11 protein-coding genes are annotated in these 15,164 nt (G+C 65.8%); 2 read left to right on the forward strand and 9 right to left on the reverse strand.

The features are described 5' to 3' along the window. Nucleotides 1-72: 72 nt before the first annotated feature. Nucleotides 73-1,305: a cytochrome P450 gene (locus JOZ76_RS28835; protein ID WP_291704498.1), complete on the reverse strand. Its 1,233-nt coding sequence runs from the start codon at nucleotides 1,303-1,305 to the stop codon at nucleotides 73-75. A gap of 115 nt (nucleotides 1,306-1,420) precedes the next feature. On the opposite strand from JOZ76_RS28835, the gene JOZ76_RS28840 reads away from it, so the two are divergent. After that, entirely contained in the window at nucleotides 1,421-2,029 is a 609-nt protein-coding gene (locus JOZ76_RS28840; RefSeq protein ID WP_291704500.1) for a TetR/AcrR family transcriptional regulator, read from the forward strand. Here JOZ76_RS28840 and JOZ76_RS28845 read toward each other — a convergent pair. The 7 genes from JOZ76_RS28845 to JOZ76_RS28875 form a co-directional block, all read right to left on the reverse strand. Next, nucleotides 2,018-3,313 (reverse strand): MFS transporter, encoded by a 1,296-nt coding sequence (locus JOZ76_RS28845; RefSeq protein WP_291704502.1) that lies wholly within the window; start codon nucleotides 3,311-3,313, stop codon nucleotides 2,018-2,020. The genes JOZ76_RS28840 and JOZ76_RS28845 overlap by 12 nt on opposite strands. Then, nucleotides 3,310-4,287: an NAD(P)-dependent oxidoreductase gene (locus JOZ76_RS28850; RefSeq protein ID WP_291704504.1), complete on the reverse strand. Its 978-nt coding sequence runs from the start codon at nucleotides 4,285-4,287 to the stop codon at nucleotides 3,310-3,312. The genes JOZ76_RS28845 and JOZ76_RS28850 overlap by 4 nt, the downstream gene beginning before the upstream one ends. Nucleotides 4,288-4,297: 10 nt before the next feature. After that, nucleotides 4,298-6,109, reverse strand: a complete 1,812-nt coding sequence (locus JOZ76_RS28855; RefSeq protein ID WP_441300121.1) for a TRAP transporter large permease — start codon at nucleotides 6,107-6,109, stop codon at nucleotides 4,298-4,300. 72 nt (nucleotides 6,110-6,181) lie between these two features. Continuing rightward, nucleotides 6,182-7,207 carry a TRAP transporter substrate-binding protein gene (locus JOZ76_RS28860; protein ID WP_291704507.1) on the reverse strand — a complete coding sequence of 342 codons (1,026 nt, stop codon included), beginning with the start codon at nucleotides 7,205-7,207 and terminating at the stop codon, nucleotides 6,182-6,184. Between the two features lie 1,043 nt (nucleotides 7,208-8,250). After that, nucleotides 8,251-9,162, reverse strand: a complete 912-nt coding sequence (locus tag JOZ76_RS28865) for a hypothetical protein (RefSeq protein WP_291704509.1) — start codon at nucleotides 9,160-9,162, stop codon at nucleotides 8,251-8,253. A gap of 284 nt (nucleotides 9,163-9,446) precedes the next feature. Beyond that, the gene (solA, locus tag JOZ76_RS28870; protein WP_291704511.1) at nucleotides 9,447-10,589 is read right to left on the reverse strand and encodes an N-methyl-L-tryptophan oxidase; all 1,143 of its coding nucleotides are present in this window, start codon (nucleotides 10,587-10,589) and stop codon (nucleotides 9,447-9,449) included. A gap of 203 nt (nucleotides 10,590-10,792) precedes the next feature. Continuing rightward, nucleotides 10,793-11,704: a hydrogen peroxide-inducible genes activator gene (locus JOZ76_RS28875; protein WP_291704513.1), complete on the reverse strand. Its 912-nt coding sequence runs from the start codon at nucleotides 11,702-11,704 to the stop codon at nucleotides 10,793-10,795. 295 nt (nucleotides 11,705-11,999) lie between these two features. On the opposite strand from JOZ76_RS28875, the gene JOZ76_RS28880 reads away from it, so the two are divergent. Next, complete coding sequence (locus tag JOZ76_RS28880) at nucleotides 12,000-13,697, forward strand: SulP family inorganic anion transporter (RefSeq protein WP_291704515.1); 1,698 nt, start codon at nucleotides 12,000-12,002, stop codon at nucleotides 13,695-13,697. A gap of 3 nt (nucleotides 13,698-13,700) precedes the next feature. Here the strand turns inward: JOZ76_RS28880 and JOZ76_RS28885 are convergent, their stop codons facing one another. Beyond that, nucleotides 13,701-15,035 (reverse strand): Spy/CpxP family protein refolding chaperone, encoded by a 1,335-nt coding sequence (locus JOZ76_RS28885; RefSeq protein WP_291704516.1) that lies wholly within the window; start codon nucleotides 15,033-15,035, stop codon nucleotides 13,701-13,703. Between the last annotated feature and the right edge of the window lie 129 nt (nucleotides 15,036-15,164).

The following is a 15,164-nucleotide window of genomic DNA, read 5'->3' on the forward strand; positions in this document are numbered from 1 at the left end:
TGGCGGAGGGACAGCACCCTTGGGATGCGCATCCACGTCATCGTTTACGCCCGGCGGGCCGCCGCGAAAATCTTACCAGCTCGCCGGCAAGCACTTCAAGCCGCGCAGCACGAAGGTCGGCCGCCACGCCGGATTATCCGCGTCATCGAGCCGCAGGTCCGGAAGCCGCCTGAGCAGGGTCGAAATCGCGATTTCGGCCTCGATCCGCGCCAGCTGGGCGCCGAGGCAATGGTGAATACCGCCTCCGAAGGAGAGCGGGCGCACATTCGGCCGGGTGATATCGAGGCTGTCGGGCCGGTCCGGATAGACCGCCGGGTCCCGATGCGCCGAGCCCAGGAGGGAGAGCACGGTGTCGCCCTTGGCGATGCGCCTGCCGCCGAGATCCTCGATGTCCTCCAGCGCCACCCGCCCGCTCATCTGGACCGAGGAGTCGTAACGCAAAAACTCCTCGACGGCATTCGTGATCAGCTCCGGCCGCGCCTTGAGCAACGCGAGCTGGTCGGGATTGCGATGCAGGGCGAGCAGCCCGTTGCCGATCAGGTTGATCGTGGTCTCGTGGCCAGCGCCGAACAAGAGGATGATGTTGGCGGTCAGTTCCTCGTTGGTCAGCTTGCTGCCGTCTTCTTCCGCCTGCACCAGCTGAGTGGTGAGGTCGTCGCCGGGCTCGCGGCGGCGCAGTTCGAACAACTGCTCGAAATACCTCGTCATCATCGCATTGCTGGCATTGGCGTCCGCAATCTCGGCCGGCGTCAGCGGCACCGGATCGAGGATCCGCCCGCCGGTGCGCGAGCTGGCATAGAAGACCTCGCGATGGTCCTCGGGAATGCCCAGCATGTCGCAGATGATTGTCACCGGCAGACGGAACGCGAAATCCGCAATCAGGTCCATTTTGCCGCGATCGATCACCGCATCCAGCGTCTGGTCGACCACCTCACGGATCCGCGGGCGCATGTCCTCGACCCGGCGCGCCGTGAACGCCTTCACCACCAGGCCGCGCAGCCGGGAATGATCAGGCGGATCCTGCTGCAGCATCCAGTGGCTCATGCTGCGGAAGATCGGCTCGTTCATGATGTCCGGGCCGTAGCGGCGGATGCTGCGCTCGACGAAGGCCTTGCCGAAACGCCTGTCGCGCAGCACCAGGCTGGCCTCGGCATGACGGCTGGCGACGATGGCGCCGTACGACGTGACATGCATCGGATCGGTCGCACGAAGACGCTCGTAATGCGGATAGGGATCCCTGATGAAATCCGGCGACAGCGGATTGAACAGCGGCACGGCCGGCCCTGCCTGGACATGCTCGTTCATTGAGAACCTCGCTTGGCGTTGCTCCAGCCGATTTATCTGTTCAACTTTATGTATGATCTGAAATGCAACTCGATACACCGTTGTATCGAGTTGCATTGTCGCCTAAAATCATCCGATGTCAAGGCTTCGCACCAGGCCGACCCGCGACGACACCTGCGAAAAACTGTTCGAGGCCGCCGCCACCGTGTTCGAGGAACAGGGCATCGGCGGCGCCTCGATCGAGGCCATTGCCGCGGCAGCCGGGTTTTCGCGCGGCGCATTCTATTCGAACTTCAAGAGCAAGGACGAACTGATCATCGCTATGCTCGAGGACCACGTCGACCAATCGATCCGGCGCAATCTCGACCTGCTGGCAAAACACAGCAGCCTCGACGACTTCCTGGAAGCGTTGCGAACGATGGACCGCGGCCGACAGGATCCGCTTGGTCGTTCGCCGCTTCTGCACATGGAGATGATCCTGTTCGTCGCGCGAGCCGAGCAGCGCCGGCCGGAACTTGCCAAACGGCTGCGCGCGCGGCGCAGGCTGATCGCGGAGATCGTTGAAACCACGCTGAAAAACACCGGCAAGACACCCCGCAACGCCGAATGGACCGCCGCCATCGTGCTGGCGCTGGAGGACGGTTTTCGCCTGCACCGGCTGATCGATCCGGAAACCACACCACCCGATAGCTTTTTTCGGGCAATTTCGGACCTGCGGCGGGCGATCGTGGTCTCATCGGCCTGATTTCCCCGCGACCGCGCGCACCCTGCCGGGCGACGCCCGCCAGATCGCGGCCGCCGAGAGGATGCTGACCGCGATGGCGATGGCAAATCCAAGCGTGTAGCTGCCGGTCAGATCGTGAGTGAGCCCCGTGATCCACGGCCCCGCGGCGCCGCCGGCGAGCCCGGCGAGCATGATCGTTCCAAAAATGCTGCCGTAGTGGGCGCCTTGAAAGATCTCCAGCACGACGGCGCCCATGATGGAGGTCAGCCCGTAGCCGAGCGCACCTTGCGTGAACACCATGAGGTAGACGAGCAGCAGGTTAGGTGCGAATTTCAGCGCGATCAGCGAGGCAAAGCAGATCGCAAAACCAGATGAGCTGATCGCCCAGACCGCTTCGCGTCCGATGCGGTCCGACAAATGGCCGAGCGAGATCTGGCCGGGAATCCCGAGCAGGCTGACGGCGCCGAGCGCCCAGACCCCGACGTTCGCCGAGAAGCCGATGTCGAGCAGGAATTTGGTCTGGTGCACCTGGACGGCGTACCAGATGTACAGCCCGCAGAAATAACCCAGCGCAATCCACCAGAACCGCGCGGTGCGCAGCGCGCGCGGCAAGGTCCAGTCGGTCGCGGCCCACACGGGATCGACGATGTTCGACAGCGGTTTTGCAGCGGACGCATGCGTCGCCATCTCACCATCCGGCCGCAGCCCGAGATCCTCGGGCCGCTTGCGCAAAAGCAGGTTGATCGGCGCGAGCACGATCAGCACCAAAAATCCCATCGCGGTGCAGGCGGTCCGCCAGCCGGCCGCCTCGATCAGATGCTGCACCCATGGCAGCAGCGTCATCGATCCGATCCCGACGCCGGCAAAGGCGATGCCGATCGCAAGCCCGCGGCGGCGGATGAACCAGTTCGGCAAAAACAGCGATTGCCCGGAATAGCCGAGGCAGACGCTGCCGGCGCCGACCATCACACCGATGGTCAGATAGAGATGCCAGGGTCTTGACGTCAGCGGCGCCAGCAGCAGCCCGCCGCCCATCAGCGCGACGCCAAGCTCCATCACGGCGCGGGGACCTGCGCGGTCCATCAGGCGACCGATCAACGGGCTCGCGATGCCCGAGGCCACGAAGCCGAAGGAAAAGGCGCCTGCGGTGACGCCACGCTCCCAGCCGAATTCGGAGAGGATCGGCGGATAAAACAGCGAGAATGCGGTACGCGCGTTGACGCCGATCGCCATGGTGATGAACGTCACCACAACGATCACCCAGCCGTAGAAGAAGGGGAGGCGCTTCGAGAGGGCTGCAATCATGGACGCCGCGTCCAGTCTTCCCCATTGACGGCGCCGACCGGTGCTTCGCCTTTGAGGATCGCGGCAACCTGCCGCACCGTCTCGGCGGCCTGGTGCTCGATCGCCTGCGGCGTCAGCCCGCCGATATGGGGTGTTGCGATCACGTTGCGAAGTTTTGCAAGCGCCGGTGAAGGCATCTGGTCCGGCGCTCGGCCGACATCCATCGCCGCCCCTGCGATGCGATGCGTGCGCAATGCAGCCGAGAGCGCCGCCTCGTCGACCAGATTGCCGCGAGAGAGATTGATGAAGAAGGCGTGTGGCTGCATGCGCGCAAGCTCCGCCGCGCCGATCAGGTTTTCGGTCTGTTCATTGGCGATCGCAAGACACACCACATAGTCGGCGTGGACCAGGAGGTCGTCGAGCCGCACATGCCGGATGTTGGGATCGGTCACGGCCGCATGTGGATCGGCAACCAGCACCTCCATGCCGAGCGCTTTTGCAAGGATGGCGAGATGCCGGCCGATGCTGCCATAGCCGATGATGCCGATCCGGCTGCCTGCAAGCTGCTGGCCCATGACCACCTCAGGCTTTCGGCTGGCGTGATAATCCGCAGTCGCCCGCGACACGCCGCGCGACAGGTCGACCATGAAGCCGAGCGCAAGCTCGGCGACGGCCGGGACGAAACCGGGCGAGGCGCGCGTCACCAGCACACCCGCGGCGGACGCAGCGGCGAGGTCGACATTGCGGATGTCGACCGCGCAGCGCACGAAGGCGCGCAGCATTGGCAGATTTGCAAAAATCTCGCCCCTGCCCTCGGTCATGCGATCGGATACAATGACGTCGACGTCGCGCGCGGCTGCGACCAGACCCTCCGCATCGAGCGGCTCCTCCCCCGTGTGCATCGTGACCTCGGCCAGCGCCTGCAGGCCGCGGAGGCTGCGCTCGCCGTAATATTGGCGGCGGAACTCCGGCGGATGCGTCAAAAGGATTTTCACGAGAGCCTCGTCAGTAACCAAGGGCGCGCGGCAAGGCGGTCGACAGCACCGGCACGAAGGCGATCACCAGAAGACACATGAACAACAATCCGAGATAGCCCAGGATCGGCTTCACCGTCTGCTCGATCGGCACGTTGCCGATCAGGCACGCGCCATAAAGCCCGAGACCCAGGGGTGGCGCAAAAAGTCCGATCCCCATCGCAATGACCAGCACGACACCGAAATGCAGGGGGTCTACGCCGAGCTTGACCGCGACCGGCAACAACAGCGGCCCGAAAATGATCAGCGCCGCGGCGCCTTCCAGCACGGAGCCCATCACGATCAGCACCGCGATTGAGAGCAGGAGAAACAGCCACACGCCGCCGGTCGCAGACAGCGCCAGCATGAACTCGCCGACCGCATGCGGCACCTGCTGCAGCGTCAGGATGAAGGCAAGGGATTGTGCTGCGGCGACGATGAACAGCACGAGGCCCGAGCGCGTCGCCGCCTGCACGAAACTCGCCGCGGCCGCCCTCAATCCGAGCTCGCGGAACATCACGCTGCCGACCACAATGGCATAGGCGGCGGCGAAAGCCGAGATCTCGGTCGCGGTGGCAAAGCCGCTCTTGAAACCGAAGAAGATCATGAAGATCAGCCCGAAGGCGGCGATCGCGCCGCTCCACAGTCCTGAGATCGGCGTGCGCGGCTCGGCGATATCGGACGCGGTCGGGCGCTTGCCGGTCGCAACGGATACCGCAATCAGCGCCAGCGCCATCAAGCCGGCCGGCAGCAGGCCGGCCACGAACAGGCCGCCGATCGACAGGTTGGCGACAAAACCCAAAATGATCAGGTTGATGCAGGGCGGAATGGTTTCCGCCATCACGGCTGACGCCGCGAGCAGCGCCACCGCGCTGCCCGGATTCTGCCGGCTGCGGCGCGCGGCCGGGATCAGCACCGAGCCGACGGCAGCGACATCGGCCATTTTCGAGCCGGAGATGCCGGAGAACAGCACCATCGAGGTGACCATCACGACATTGAGCCCGCCGCGCATGTGCCCGACGCCGCGCTGCAACAGCTCGATGAGGCGGACCGACATGCCGTTGGCTTCCATCAAGTAGCCGACCAGGATGAAGAACGGGATCGCCAGCAGCACAAAGTTGTCGATGCCGCGCGCCATCTGCTGAGCAAAAATGACGCCGGGCAGCGTGCCCTCGACCCAGATGAAGATCAGCGCCGCGAGCGCCAGCGCGAATCCGATCGGCAACCCTCCGAACAAAGTCACAAAGAAACCGATCAGCATCAGCACGCCCGACGACGGCACCGAACCCGGCACCAAAAAGTCCCAGGCCAGATAGAGGCCGGCGAGCAGCCCAGCCGCAATTACCCCGGACGTCATGTCGCGCAGCGACCGGGCGCAGAACAGGTCGAGCGCGAACAGCGTCATGAACGATGCACCGACGCCCATCGGATAGAATGTCAGTTCCAGCGGCAGGCCCGAGCCCGTGGTCTGCCCGGAGGTCAGGCCGCCGAGCCTGATGGCATTGAAGGCGACGGTGCCCGCGATCACGACCATGAGCAGCGCAGCCGCCGCGTCCATTGTGGCGCGTGCGGCCGCCGGCAGGCGGTCGATGAAGAAACGCACACCGGGGTTGTCGCCGCGGGCCAGCGCGCTGGCCGCGCCAAAAAAGCTCGAGCCGACCATCAGCCCGCGCGCAACGTCGTCGGCCCACTCCACCGGTGCATCGAACCAGTAGCGCAGGGCGACCGAGACGCAGACGACCAGCAGGTCGGCGGCGAGCATGAGCGCAGCGACGGCGTCGCTGATCGCCAGCAGCAACGTCATGATCCAACGCCGGCCGGCATTCGTGGTCGCCGTCTCTGGTATGGCCTCCGATGTCATCACCGGTCTCAGGCCTTACGTGGCGCGGATTGCGTCCACGACCGGCTTGGCCTCCGGGTGCGCCTTGATGAAATTGTCGGTCTGCGGCAACGCACGCTTGCGGAACGCCTCCTTGTCGCACTCGACCACCGTGACGCCCTTGTCCTTGAGCGCCGCGAGCGCCTCGATCTCGACCGCGAGCCCATGGGCGCGGGTGTCGATCGCGGCTTTTTGTGCGGCATCCAGAAAACCTTCGCGCAGCTTCGCGTCCATGCGGCCATGAGTTGCTTCGCTGAAATAGATCGCAAGCGGCGAGAAGTTGTGCTGGGTCAGCGCGTAATTCTTCGAGGTCTCATAGAATTTGCTGGCGAGAATGGTCGGCGGGTCGTGCTCCAGCCCATCCAGCACGCCGGCCTGCAGCGCGGTGTAGATCTCGCCGAAGGCGAGCGGGGTCGCGGCCGCGCCCATCAGCCGCAGGCATTCGGTGATGATCGGATTCGGCAGGGTCCTGATCTTCAGCCCTGCGAGATCTTCCGGGGACTTCACCGGTTTCTTCGCCAGCACGCTGCGCGAGCCGAAATTATAGGCCCAGGCGATGATGCGGATATTGGCGCCCTTGAGCAGCGCCTCTTCGATCGGCTTCGCGGCGCCTGCATCGAACGCCTTGGTCTGCTGCGGAAAGCTGGTGAAGAGGTAGCCGAGGTCGAAGGTGCCGACCAGCGGCACCAGATTGGCCGAGATCGAGGAGCCCGACACCATGAGGTCGATGACCCCGAGCTTGACCGAATTGATGACGTCAATTTCCTGGCCGAGCTGGTTGTCCGGGAAGAAGGTGACGTCGATCTGCTCGGCGAGTCCGTTCGCCTTCAGGCTCTTCACCAGGTTGTCGTAATAGACGCGGCCATTGGCGTATTTGGGATCGTTGGGCAGCGAGGAGGAGCATTTCAGCTTCATGGTCGCAGCCTCGGCGCGGCCAATGATCGCCGGGGAAAGCGCGAGCCATGTCGCGGCCGCCGCCGACGAACTGACCAGGGTGCGACGGCTGACGGACGATCGTCTCATGAGCGGTTCTCCCGGATTTTCTTTGTTCGCCGCCATCGTTGTGGGGCATCGTTGTGGGCGCAACTGTAGAACCAAACGAACAGTTGAAGCAAGGGTGCGTGCCTAGGACGACGGGTGCTTCGGATTCAATGTCAAACATCGATGTCATCGCCCGGCCTTGCCGCCTTCGCTAAAGCTTCGGCGCGCCCTTGACATCGTGGCCCCGCCGCAGCCTTTGGCGCAGGCGGGACCGGGCAATCCACTACGGCGCGGCCCATCAACTCAAGCACCGCCGTCTCTGGGATACTGGATCGTCCGCCTACGCGGACGATGACAGCCGAAAGCTTGGCAGACTTGTACGCAAAACGTGGCTTCGCGTTCTCGCGGCGCGAATCGCGTCCGAGTTGTCGGCGAAACAGCACCCTCGACATCAAGGAGGGCGCAGGGAATGCCGGGTGCTGGCCGCAACCCATGGCCCGCCAGCAACAAGAAAAGCTGGCGGCAGTTACCACAGGTTCAGCCAAATCATCCCGGCATTCCCTGCGCGATGGTTTTAACGCTTATAGCGCGCTCTCCCTGGGAACCGGGCTTTCTTGCTCCCATCGCCCGCGAGATCATCATCCCGCGAACTTGGCCTCAGCGTCGGGAGGCCAGGACCACACGCCTTCGCAGTCCGCATCGGGATCGTTCGTCCGCGCGTCAGACGCGCTGCAACCCAATACGTCCATCGCATCCCGCGCCCAACGTTCGTGACGATCGCGAAGCGCCCCTCCTGAGCGAGTGCGGGACGGCGCGGATAATGCCTCTGATTTGGGGTCGGCGTCAAGGCGTTTTCTGTAAATCAGAACAGCGCCGTTGCGACAGATTGGCACGACGGGCAGTTTGCGCATGGCGGACCTGCGCGAATTGCCGGTCGCGCAGATCGATTCGTGATCCGTAGGAGGTGGGTTAGCCTTCCGCCTTGGCTCGACCGTTATGAATCGTTCGATAGAACAAGGCGGAAGGCGTAACCCACCGTCGCCGATGTTGGACACATGGTGGGTTACGCTTCGAGAACGCGGCCGCTATCGCAAGAACTCCGCCTGGGCATCGCGCGGCGAGTAGTAAGTCGGCGCGAATCTGCGGTTTCGCGGCGCGGGCGCAGGCGCGACATTGCGCGCCGGCGCCGCGGGTTTTGGCCGTGCGGCCTGCTCTTCCTGCTCCGCCCGGACGATTGAACGAGCGAGCTGGTTCACGCCGGCCTTGATCTCGTCCGCGGACTTGGTCGTGTCGTCGCTCGCCTGCTGGCTCGCCTGTTGCTGGGCGAGGCGAAGTTCATTGACCGCCTGCGCGAGGCCCGCGATGTCGCGATCGAGCTTGCGCAGCAGCGCCGCCAGTTCGGGTGAGGCTGGCGCCGGAGCAGGCTTGTCATTCTCGGATGCGGTCCGCGCCGGAGAAGCGCCCGGTGCGGCTTGCGCTGCTGCTCCAGCTTGTGCCGGTGCCGCGACTTGCACGGGCGATGCGGCCTGGGCGGACGTTGCCTCTGCCACGGCCCTTGCCGTGGCCGGCGCGCTCGGCTCCGCCACCGGCTTCTCCTCCGCCATGACCGAACTCAGCAACGCCCGGGGCGACGCCTGCGCCGCCGTCTGCTCTGCAGTATCGAGGTGCGACCAGAGATAGGCGATCGCGCCGACGAGGCTCGTCACCGCAACCAGACCAAACAGGCCGCGCAGCACCAGCCTGACCAGCGCGCTCTGATCGTCGGGATTCATGCCGTCACCGACCGGTTCGGCTTCGCCTGCATCGTCGGCGCCCCGGTCATCAGGCGTTTGCGAAGGTGGCGGTGGCGCGTTGCCCTCCAGGTCGGCAAGCCGCTGATCGATGCGCGCGAGCACCTCGCGTGCAATTTCCTTGTAGTCGTAATCGGCGCGTTCCTTCTCCGGTGTAGTCCTGGTCTGGCTGGCAGCAGAGTCTTGCAAGTTCGGCGCGCGGTTCATTGGCGCTCCTTGTCCGGTTTGGCCCCCCGGATAGGACGATTTTGCGGTTTGCGCTAAATCGTCCCAGCGCTTTGACCAAAGCAAGACACCGCGGTGAAAACTATAAGGCCGCTTCGCGAGATGACACGCAGGTTAGAATGGAACCTCATCAAGATTGTCATGCTCCGCGAAAGCGGGGCATCCAGTACGCCGAGCTTTATCGATTCCATTAGAGATGTCTCGGGTTACTGGATCGCCCGGTTAAACCGGGCGATGACCACCAGGAGAGTGCTCGCAAGCCGCACTCACGCAAAGCTCGAGAACCGATCGAGCCGAAATGCAGCGACCGCCTTGACCTTCGGATCGAGCGCCATGTCCGCCAGCATGGCGCCGATTGCGGTTGCGAATTTCGCGCCGTGACCGGAACAGGGCGAGGCAACGATGATGCGGGGATCGGCCGGCAGCCGATCGATGACGAACTCGCCGCCGTCGTCGGCGACGACGTCGGCCTGCGCCGTGTTGGTGTAGAGACAGACCTCGCGATCGGTGATCGCGCCGGCCGCGCCGGGGACCAGTTCGGCGAGCATCGCCGATGTCGTGGCGAGCTCGGCATCGCTAACCGGCGGGTCCCATTCGTCAGGCCCGACAGCCGGCCCGTGATCGTGCTGTGCGGCCTTCACGCCGCGACCCTCGAAATCCGGAAGGCCGTAGATCATGCCGCGCGCGGCTTTGAGGATGAAGATCGGACATTCGCCATAGCGCGTCGTCTCCGGGCGCGCGGGAGCGAACCAGCCGACCGCCTGGCGCGTCACCTTCACATGGCGTGTCAGGCCAGGCACGAGCCCCGCGATCCACGGCCCTGCCGACACGATCACGCGCCTCGCCATCACCTCGCCGCTCGCCGTGAGGATGCGGATGCCCTCCGGCATGGGCGAGATCTGCGCGGCCTCGCGAGCGACGCGGTGCTCGACTCCGGCGCGAAGGGCGCGCATCGCGCGCTCGGCCAGCAGGATGCCGCCGGCCTCGTGCACGACGACGTCCCAGTCGTCGGGCAGATTGAACGCGCCATAGGCCGCATTGGCCTCTCGGCCGGTGCGCGGTCCGGTGATGGGACCTCCCGCGGCGACGGCCGCCGCGCGTGATTTCCGCACCGACGGGCAGCCCGCAGGTCCCGCTTCGAGGATCGCGCTCGGCATCAGAATGGTCTGGTGGCTCTCGGCCTCCAGCGCCCGCCAAAGCGCAAAGGCGCGGTCGCTCAGCGCGGTATAGGCCTCGCTCTCGAAATTGAAGCGGCGAAAGATCCGGCAGGAGCCGTGCGAGGAGCCGCGCGCTTCGCCGATGGCGAGCGGATCGAAGCCGAGCACGTCGGCGCCGCGGCGCGCCAGTTCACGGAGCGCGGCGCTCCCCATGAGGCCGAGACCGACGATGGCGATGTCACAGGTCTTCATTGCGGGCTCTCGTCACCATGCCGCGTTTCAGCTGGCTGCGTTTCAACAAGCTCGTCATGCCCTGCGAAAAGCGGGGCATCCAGTATTCCAGAGACGTCAGTGCTTGAGACGATAGGGCGCGGCGTACTGGATCGCCCGGTCAAGCCGGGCGATGACCACCGAAAGAGCTGCGGCAGGCTCGCCTCGCATCGACCGCGCATTTTTCACATCCCCTCCGAGAGCTGCATCTGCGCGGCGGTCGCCTGGGTGATCAGCTTGCCGAGCTCGGCGAAGTGGCGCTTGCGCGGCGAGGATTTGCGCCAGGCCAGGCCGATGGTGCGGCGCGGCTGCGGATCGGTGAAGCGCATCAGACGGATGTCGCCGCGGCGCACCTCGAGATCGACGGCAAGCTCCGGCAGCAGCGTGAGCCCGAGGCCGTTGGCGACCATCTGCACGATGGTGGAAAGATTGGACGCCCCGAAAGTGTCGATGTTGTCGACGCGGCGCAGCTCGCAGAAGGCCAGCGCCTGGTCGCGCAGGCAATGGCCCTCCTCCAGCAGCAAGAGGCGATCCTGCCGCAACAGCTCGGGGGTGGCGCGGACGCGGTTGGTGATGCGGCGCGATTTCGGCATCGCCAGCAAAAAGCGGTCGGTGAACAGTCTTGTGGTCTCGACCTCGGCATGCTCGATCGGCAGCGCGAGCAGCAACAGGTCGAGATGACCGTCGGCCAGTTCGTCGAGCAGATGCTGGGTCTGCGTCTCGCGCAGGTGCAGCTCGAGATCGGGATAGGTGTCGCGCACGACCGGCAGCAGCGCGGGCAGCACGTAAGGCGCGATCGACGGGATGACGCCGAAATGCAAGGGGCCCGCCAGCCCGCTCTGGCGGCGGGCGTAATCGACGATGTCGCGCAGCTCGGTGAGCACTTTTGCGGCGCGGACCGCCACCTCGCGGCCGGCCTCGGTCAGCATGGCGCCGCTTCGCGAGCGCTCGATCAGCTGCACGCCGAGGAACTTTTCGAGCTCCTGGATCTGCATCGACAACGCCGGCTGGGTCACGGCGCATTGCTCGGCGGCCTTGCCGAAATGCGACGCGCGCGCGACGGCGTCGAAATATCTGAGCTGCTTCAAGGAGATCATCGATCAGATTCCCTTATCGTAAGACCAGATTATTACGATTGGACCTGATCGGCAACACGGCTCTAGGGTGTGATGCGTCAGAAATTCGGCGACGTCCACCGGGCCAAATCCCCCGTCCACTGTGGGCCCGGTGGTTGTCGGCGGCGCGCAAGCGCCGCCGATTTTTTTGTCTGGGTTCTTCCGTCGTGCAGCGATGGCTGAAGCCGGCCGCAAAATTTGCACCCAAGCCCCCCAGGGATCGTGGCATCCTATAAGGCAATCGGGTGAGAGCGCCGGATTTCAAGGGAGAACTGCGATGGCGCAGGACGCGACCAGGAGGGCACGGACGGGCTGGCCGGTGCTGGCCTCGCTCAAAGCCTATCGCGCGGGCGCACTGCCCGCCGACCTCGTCGCCGGTCTCACGCTCGCGGCGATCGCGATTCCCGAGCAGATGGCGACCGCCCGGCTGGGCGGCTTTGCGCCACAGATCGGCTTCTTCGCCTTCATCGCCGGTTCGGTCGGCTTCGCGCTGCTGGGCGCCAACCGTTTCCTGTCCTGCGGCGCCGATTCCACCATCACTCCGATCTTCGCCGGCGGCCTCGCGCTGCTGGCCGCAACCGGCTCGCCCGAGTACCAGACGTTCGCGGTCGCGCTGGCATTGCTGGTCGGAATCTTGCTGGTGGCCAGCGGCCTGTTCCGGCTCGGCGGCATCGCCAATCTGCTGTCGGTGCCGGTGACCGTCGGCTTCCTCGTCGGCATCTCGGTGCACATCCTGGTCTCGCAGCTCCCGGGCGTGCTGGGATTGCCCGCGCCGAGCGGGCCGATGCTCGCCAAGCTCGCGGTGCTCGCAGGCGAGCTCGGCCACGCCAACATTTTTACTGTCGTGATCGGGCTCGGTGTGCTGGCCGTGGTCGCCGGCTGCGCCGCGATCAGCGAAAAGATCCCCGGCGCCCTGATCGCTTTGATCGCCGCAACGGTTGCCGTCATCGCGGCAGATCTCGAGGCCAAGGGCGTTCATGTGGTCGGCGCGGTGCCGGCGACGTTGCCGACGCCATCGCTGCCGGAGATTTCGCCGGAAAAATGGGCGCGGCTGATCCCTTTGAGCCTGCTGATCGCGATCGTGGTCATGGTGCAGACCGCGGCCGTCACGCGCGCCTTTCCCTCCGATCCCGAAAAACCCGCCGATGTCGACCGCGATTTTCTCGGCGCCGGTTGCGGCAGCCTGCTGTCCGGCCTGTTCGGCGCCTTTCCGGTCAATGCAAGCCCGCCGCGCACCGGCATCGTGTCGGAGACCGGCGGACGCTCGCAGCTTGCGGGGCTGTTTGCGGCGGCCATCGTGCTGGCGCTGCTCGCGTTCGGCGCCTCGCTGCTGCAACACGTTCCGGAAGCCGCGCTCGGCGGCGTCCTGCTGTTCGTCGCGCTGCGCATCATCCGCTTCGGTCAGATCGCGCTGATCTACCGGCAGTCGCTGGCTGAGTTCCTGCTGATCGTGGCGACGGCGGCCGCGATCATCGTGCTGCCGATCGAGCAGGGCGTCGCGCTCGGCATCGCCCTGTCGCTGCTGCACGGCATCTGGAGCATCACGCGCGCCCATCTTGTGGAGTTCGAGCGGGTGCCGGCGACCACGATCTGGTGGCCGGCGAGCCCGCATCATGCCGGCGAGCGGACCTCCGGCGTCGCCGTGGTGGGGTTCCAGGCGCCGCTGACCTTTCTCAATGCCGCGAGTTTCCGCGCCGACATGCAGCAGCTGCTGCAGACCAGGACGCCGGCGCCGCGCCTCTTGGTGCTCGAGGCCAACAGCATTCCCGAGATCGATTTCACGGCGGCGCAGACCCTGCGCGAGCTGTTCAAGATCTGCGCGGAGACCGGCGTCACGGTCGCGGTCGCACGGCTGGAGTCACTGCGCGCGCAGGCCGCGTTCGAACGCTTCGGGATCTACGAGGTGCTGCCGCGCGACCATATCTTCCACAGCGTGCACGAGGCGATCGAGGCCCTCGGCGGCGGCAAAGGCTAAAGGCTAGGTCGCGGCGCGCTTCGGGCCGATCGACTCGAATTGCGCCTTCTGCGCATCGCTCAGCGTCTCGTAGAGGTCTTCGAGCGCGGACAGCACCAGGCCCGCCGCCTGCTGCATCGCGTCGAGCCGGCGTTCTGATGTGGCGAGACGCGCTGGAGCGGTGGCGGCCTCATCCGCCGTATCGCTCTCCGGGCAGGCCGCCTTCAGCATCTCATCGGCCCGGATGGCGGCGTCCTGCAGCTCCTTGAGCGCCGCGCGCTGGGCGTCATTGGGATGCAGCGTCCGCTCGATGTCGGCCGCCGGCCATTCCGGTGCTGCGGCCCGCGACGCGCCGCAGCGTTCGGCGAGCGAGGCTTTTGACGGCACCTTGGACGGTGATGCGCTCCGCGCATCGTCGGCCAGCGCATCGAGCCGCGCCTTCTGCGCCTCGTCGAGCAGGCCATAAAGGTCCTCCAGCCGCGGCCGCATCAGCTCGACCGCCGCGGTCATCGCCTGCAGGCGCTGCTGCATCACGGCCAGCCTTGCGGGTGCCGCCGGCGCGATCTGTTTCGGGCAGCTCGCCAGGATGGTCTGCACGGCCTTCACCGAGGCCTTGGCGAACTCGTCGAACGCACCCTGCTGCGCCTCGGTCGGCGCGATCGCGGCGCGCACCTGATCGGTCACCACGCTTGCCGCCGCACCGCTGTCCGTCCCGCACATCTCGGTCAGCGAGGCACCGCGCCGCGCGGCGGAGGTAGGCTGCGCCAGATACGCGCCCTGATCGTTGGCGCCATAGGGCGCAAAGATGCCGGCAAAGATGTCGCCGTAGCCGTAATCCCAGAATCCGCTCGCGTCGGCACGGATCGCATAGTCGGTGAGGTCGAAATAAGCGAACGGCCAAAACAGCGGGCCGACCCAGCCATAGTCGCCGTCGGCATGCCGCCACCAGCCGTCGCTGCTCCGACCGCCGTGCCAGCCGGCGAGCGCAGCACCGGCGACGAGTTGGGCGCGCGCGGCCTGATCGCCGAACAGCCGGCCCTTGCCGCCCGTTGCCTCGCTCTGTTGCGCCGCTTTCGCCTCAGCTTGTTGGGCAGCTTTCGCCTCGGCCTGTTGGGACGCCTTCGCCGTATCGGGGACATCAGCACGTTGCCGCGGCGCGCGTGCCGCGTCACGCACGCTGGCAGACCTCACTCGGGCCGGATAATGCCGGTGCATCCGCGCTCCCGGCAACGCCTGGCCGAGCACCATGCGCAAAACGCCCAGCGGGCCACCGATGCGGACGCGCGCATCGGCCGGCACCGTGCTCGCCAGCGCGGCCGCCAAAGAGATGACAAGGATTCCGACGCGCTGTTTCGACATGGCATTCCCAAGGCGCGCCCCTCGCGCCGCCTGGCCACGCCAATCCTACGCCAGAAACGGACGAAAGTTCCATGCGACAGTGCCACGCGGCACCGTCGCGGCATCTTGGCACCGCCAACGCGTCGGCGG

Source organism: Bradyrhizobium sp. (genome assembly GCF_019244115.1).
GTDB lineage: Bacteria > Pseudomonadota > Alphaproteobacteria > Rhizobiales > Xanthobacteraceae > Bradyrhizobium.

What these genes read in the sequence shown, in the direction of transcription:
- JOZ76_RS28835 (WP_291704498.1), bottom strand. Translation starts at nt 1,305, where the DNA reads ATGAACGAGCATGTCCAGGCAGGGCCGGCCGTGCCGCTGTTCAATCCG.
- JOZ76_RS28840 (WP_291704500.1), top strand. Translation starts at nt 1,421, where the DNA reads ATGTCAAGGCTTCGCACCAGGCCGACCCGCGACGACACCTGCGAAAAA.
- JOZ76_RS28845 (WP_291704502.1), bottom strand. Translation starts at nt 3,313, where the DNA reads ATGATTGCAGCCCTCTCGAAGCGCCTCCCCTTCTTCTACGGCTGGGTG.
- JOZ76_RS28855 (WP_441300121.1), bottom strand. Translation starts at nt 6,109, where the DNA reads ATGACGTTGCTGCTGGCGATCAGCGACGCCGTCGCTGCGCTCATGCTC.
- JOZ76_RS28860 (WP_291704507.1), bottom strand. Translation starts at nt 7,207, where the DNA reads ATGAGACGATCGTCCGTCAGCCGTCGCACCCTGGTCAGTTCGTCGGCG.
- JOZ76_RS28865 (WP_291704509.1), bottom strand. Translation starts at nt 9,162, where the DNA reads ATGAACCGCGCGCCGAACTTGCAAGACTCTGCTGCCAGCCAGACCAGG.
- solA (WP_291704511.1), bottom strand. Translation starts at nt 10,589, where the DNA reads ATGAAGACCTGTGACATCGCCATCGTCGGTCTCGGCCTCATGGGGAGC.
- JOZ76_RS28875 (WP_291704513.1), bottom strand. Translation starts at nt 11,704, where the DNA reads ATGATCTCCTTGAAGCAGCTCAGATATTTCGACGCCGTCGCGCGCGCG.
- JOZ76_RS28880 (WP_291704515.1), top strand. Translation starts at nt 12,000, where the DNA reads ATGGCGCAGGACGCGACCAGGAGGGCACGGACGGGCTGGCCGGTGCTG.
- JOZ76_RS28885 (WP_291704516.1), bottom strand. Translation starts at nt 15,035, where the DNA reads ATGTCGAAACAGCGCGTCGGAATCCTTGTCATCTCTTTGGCGGCCGCG.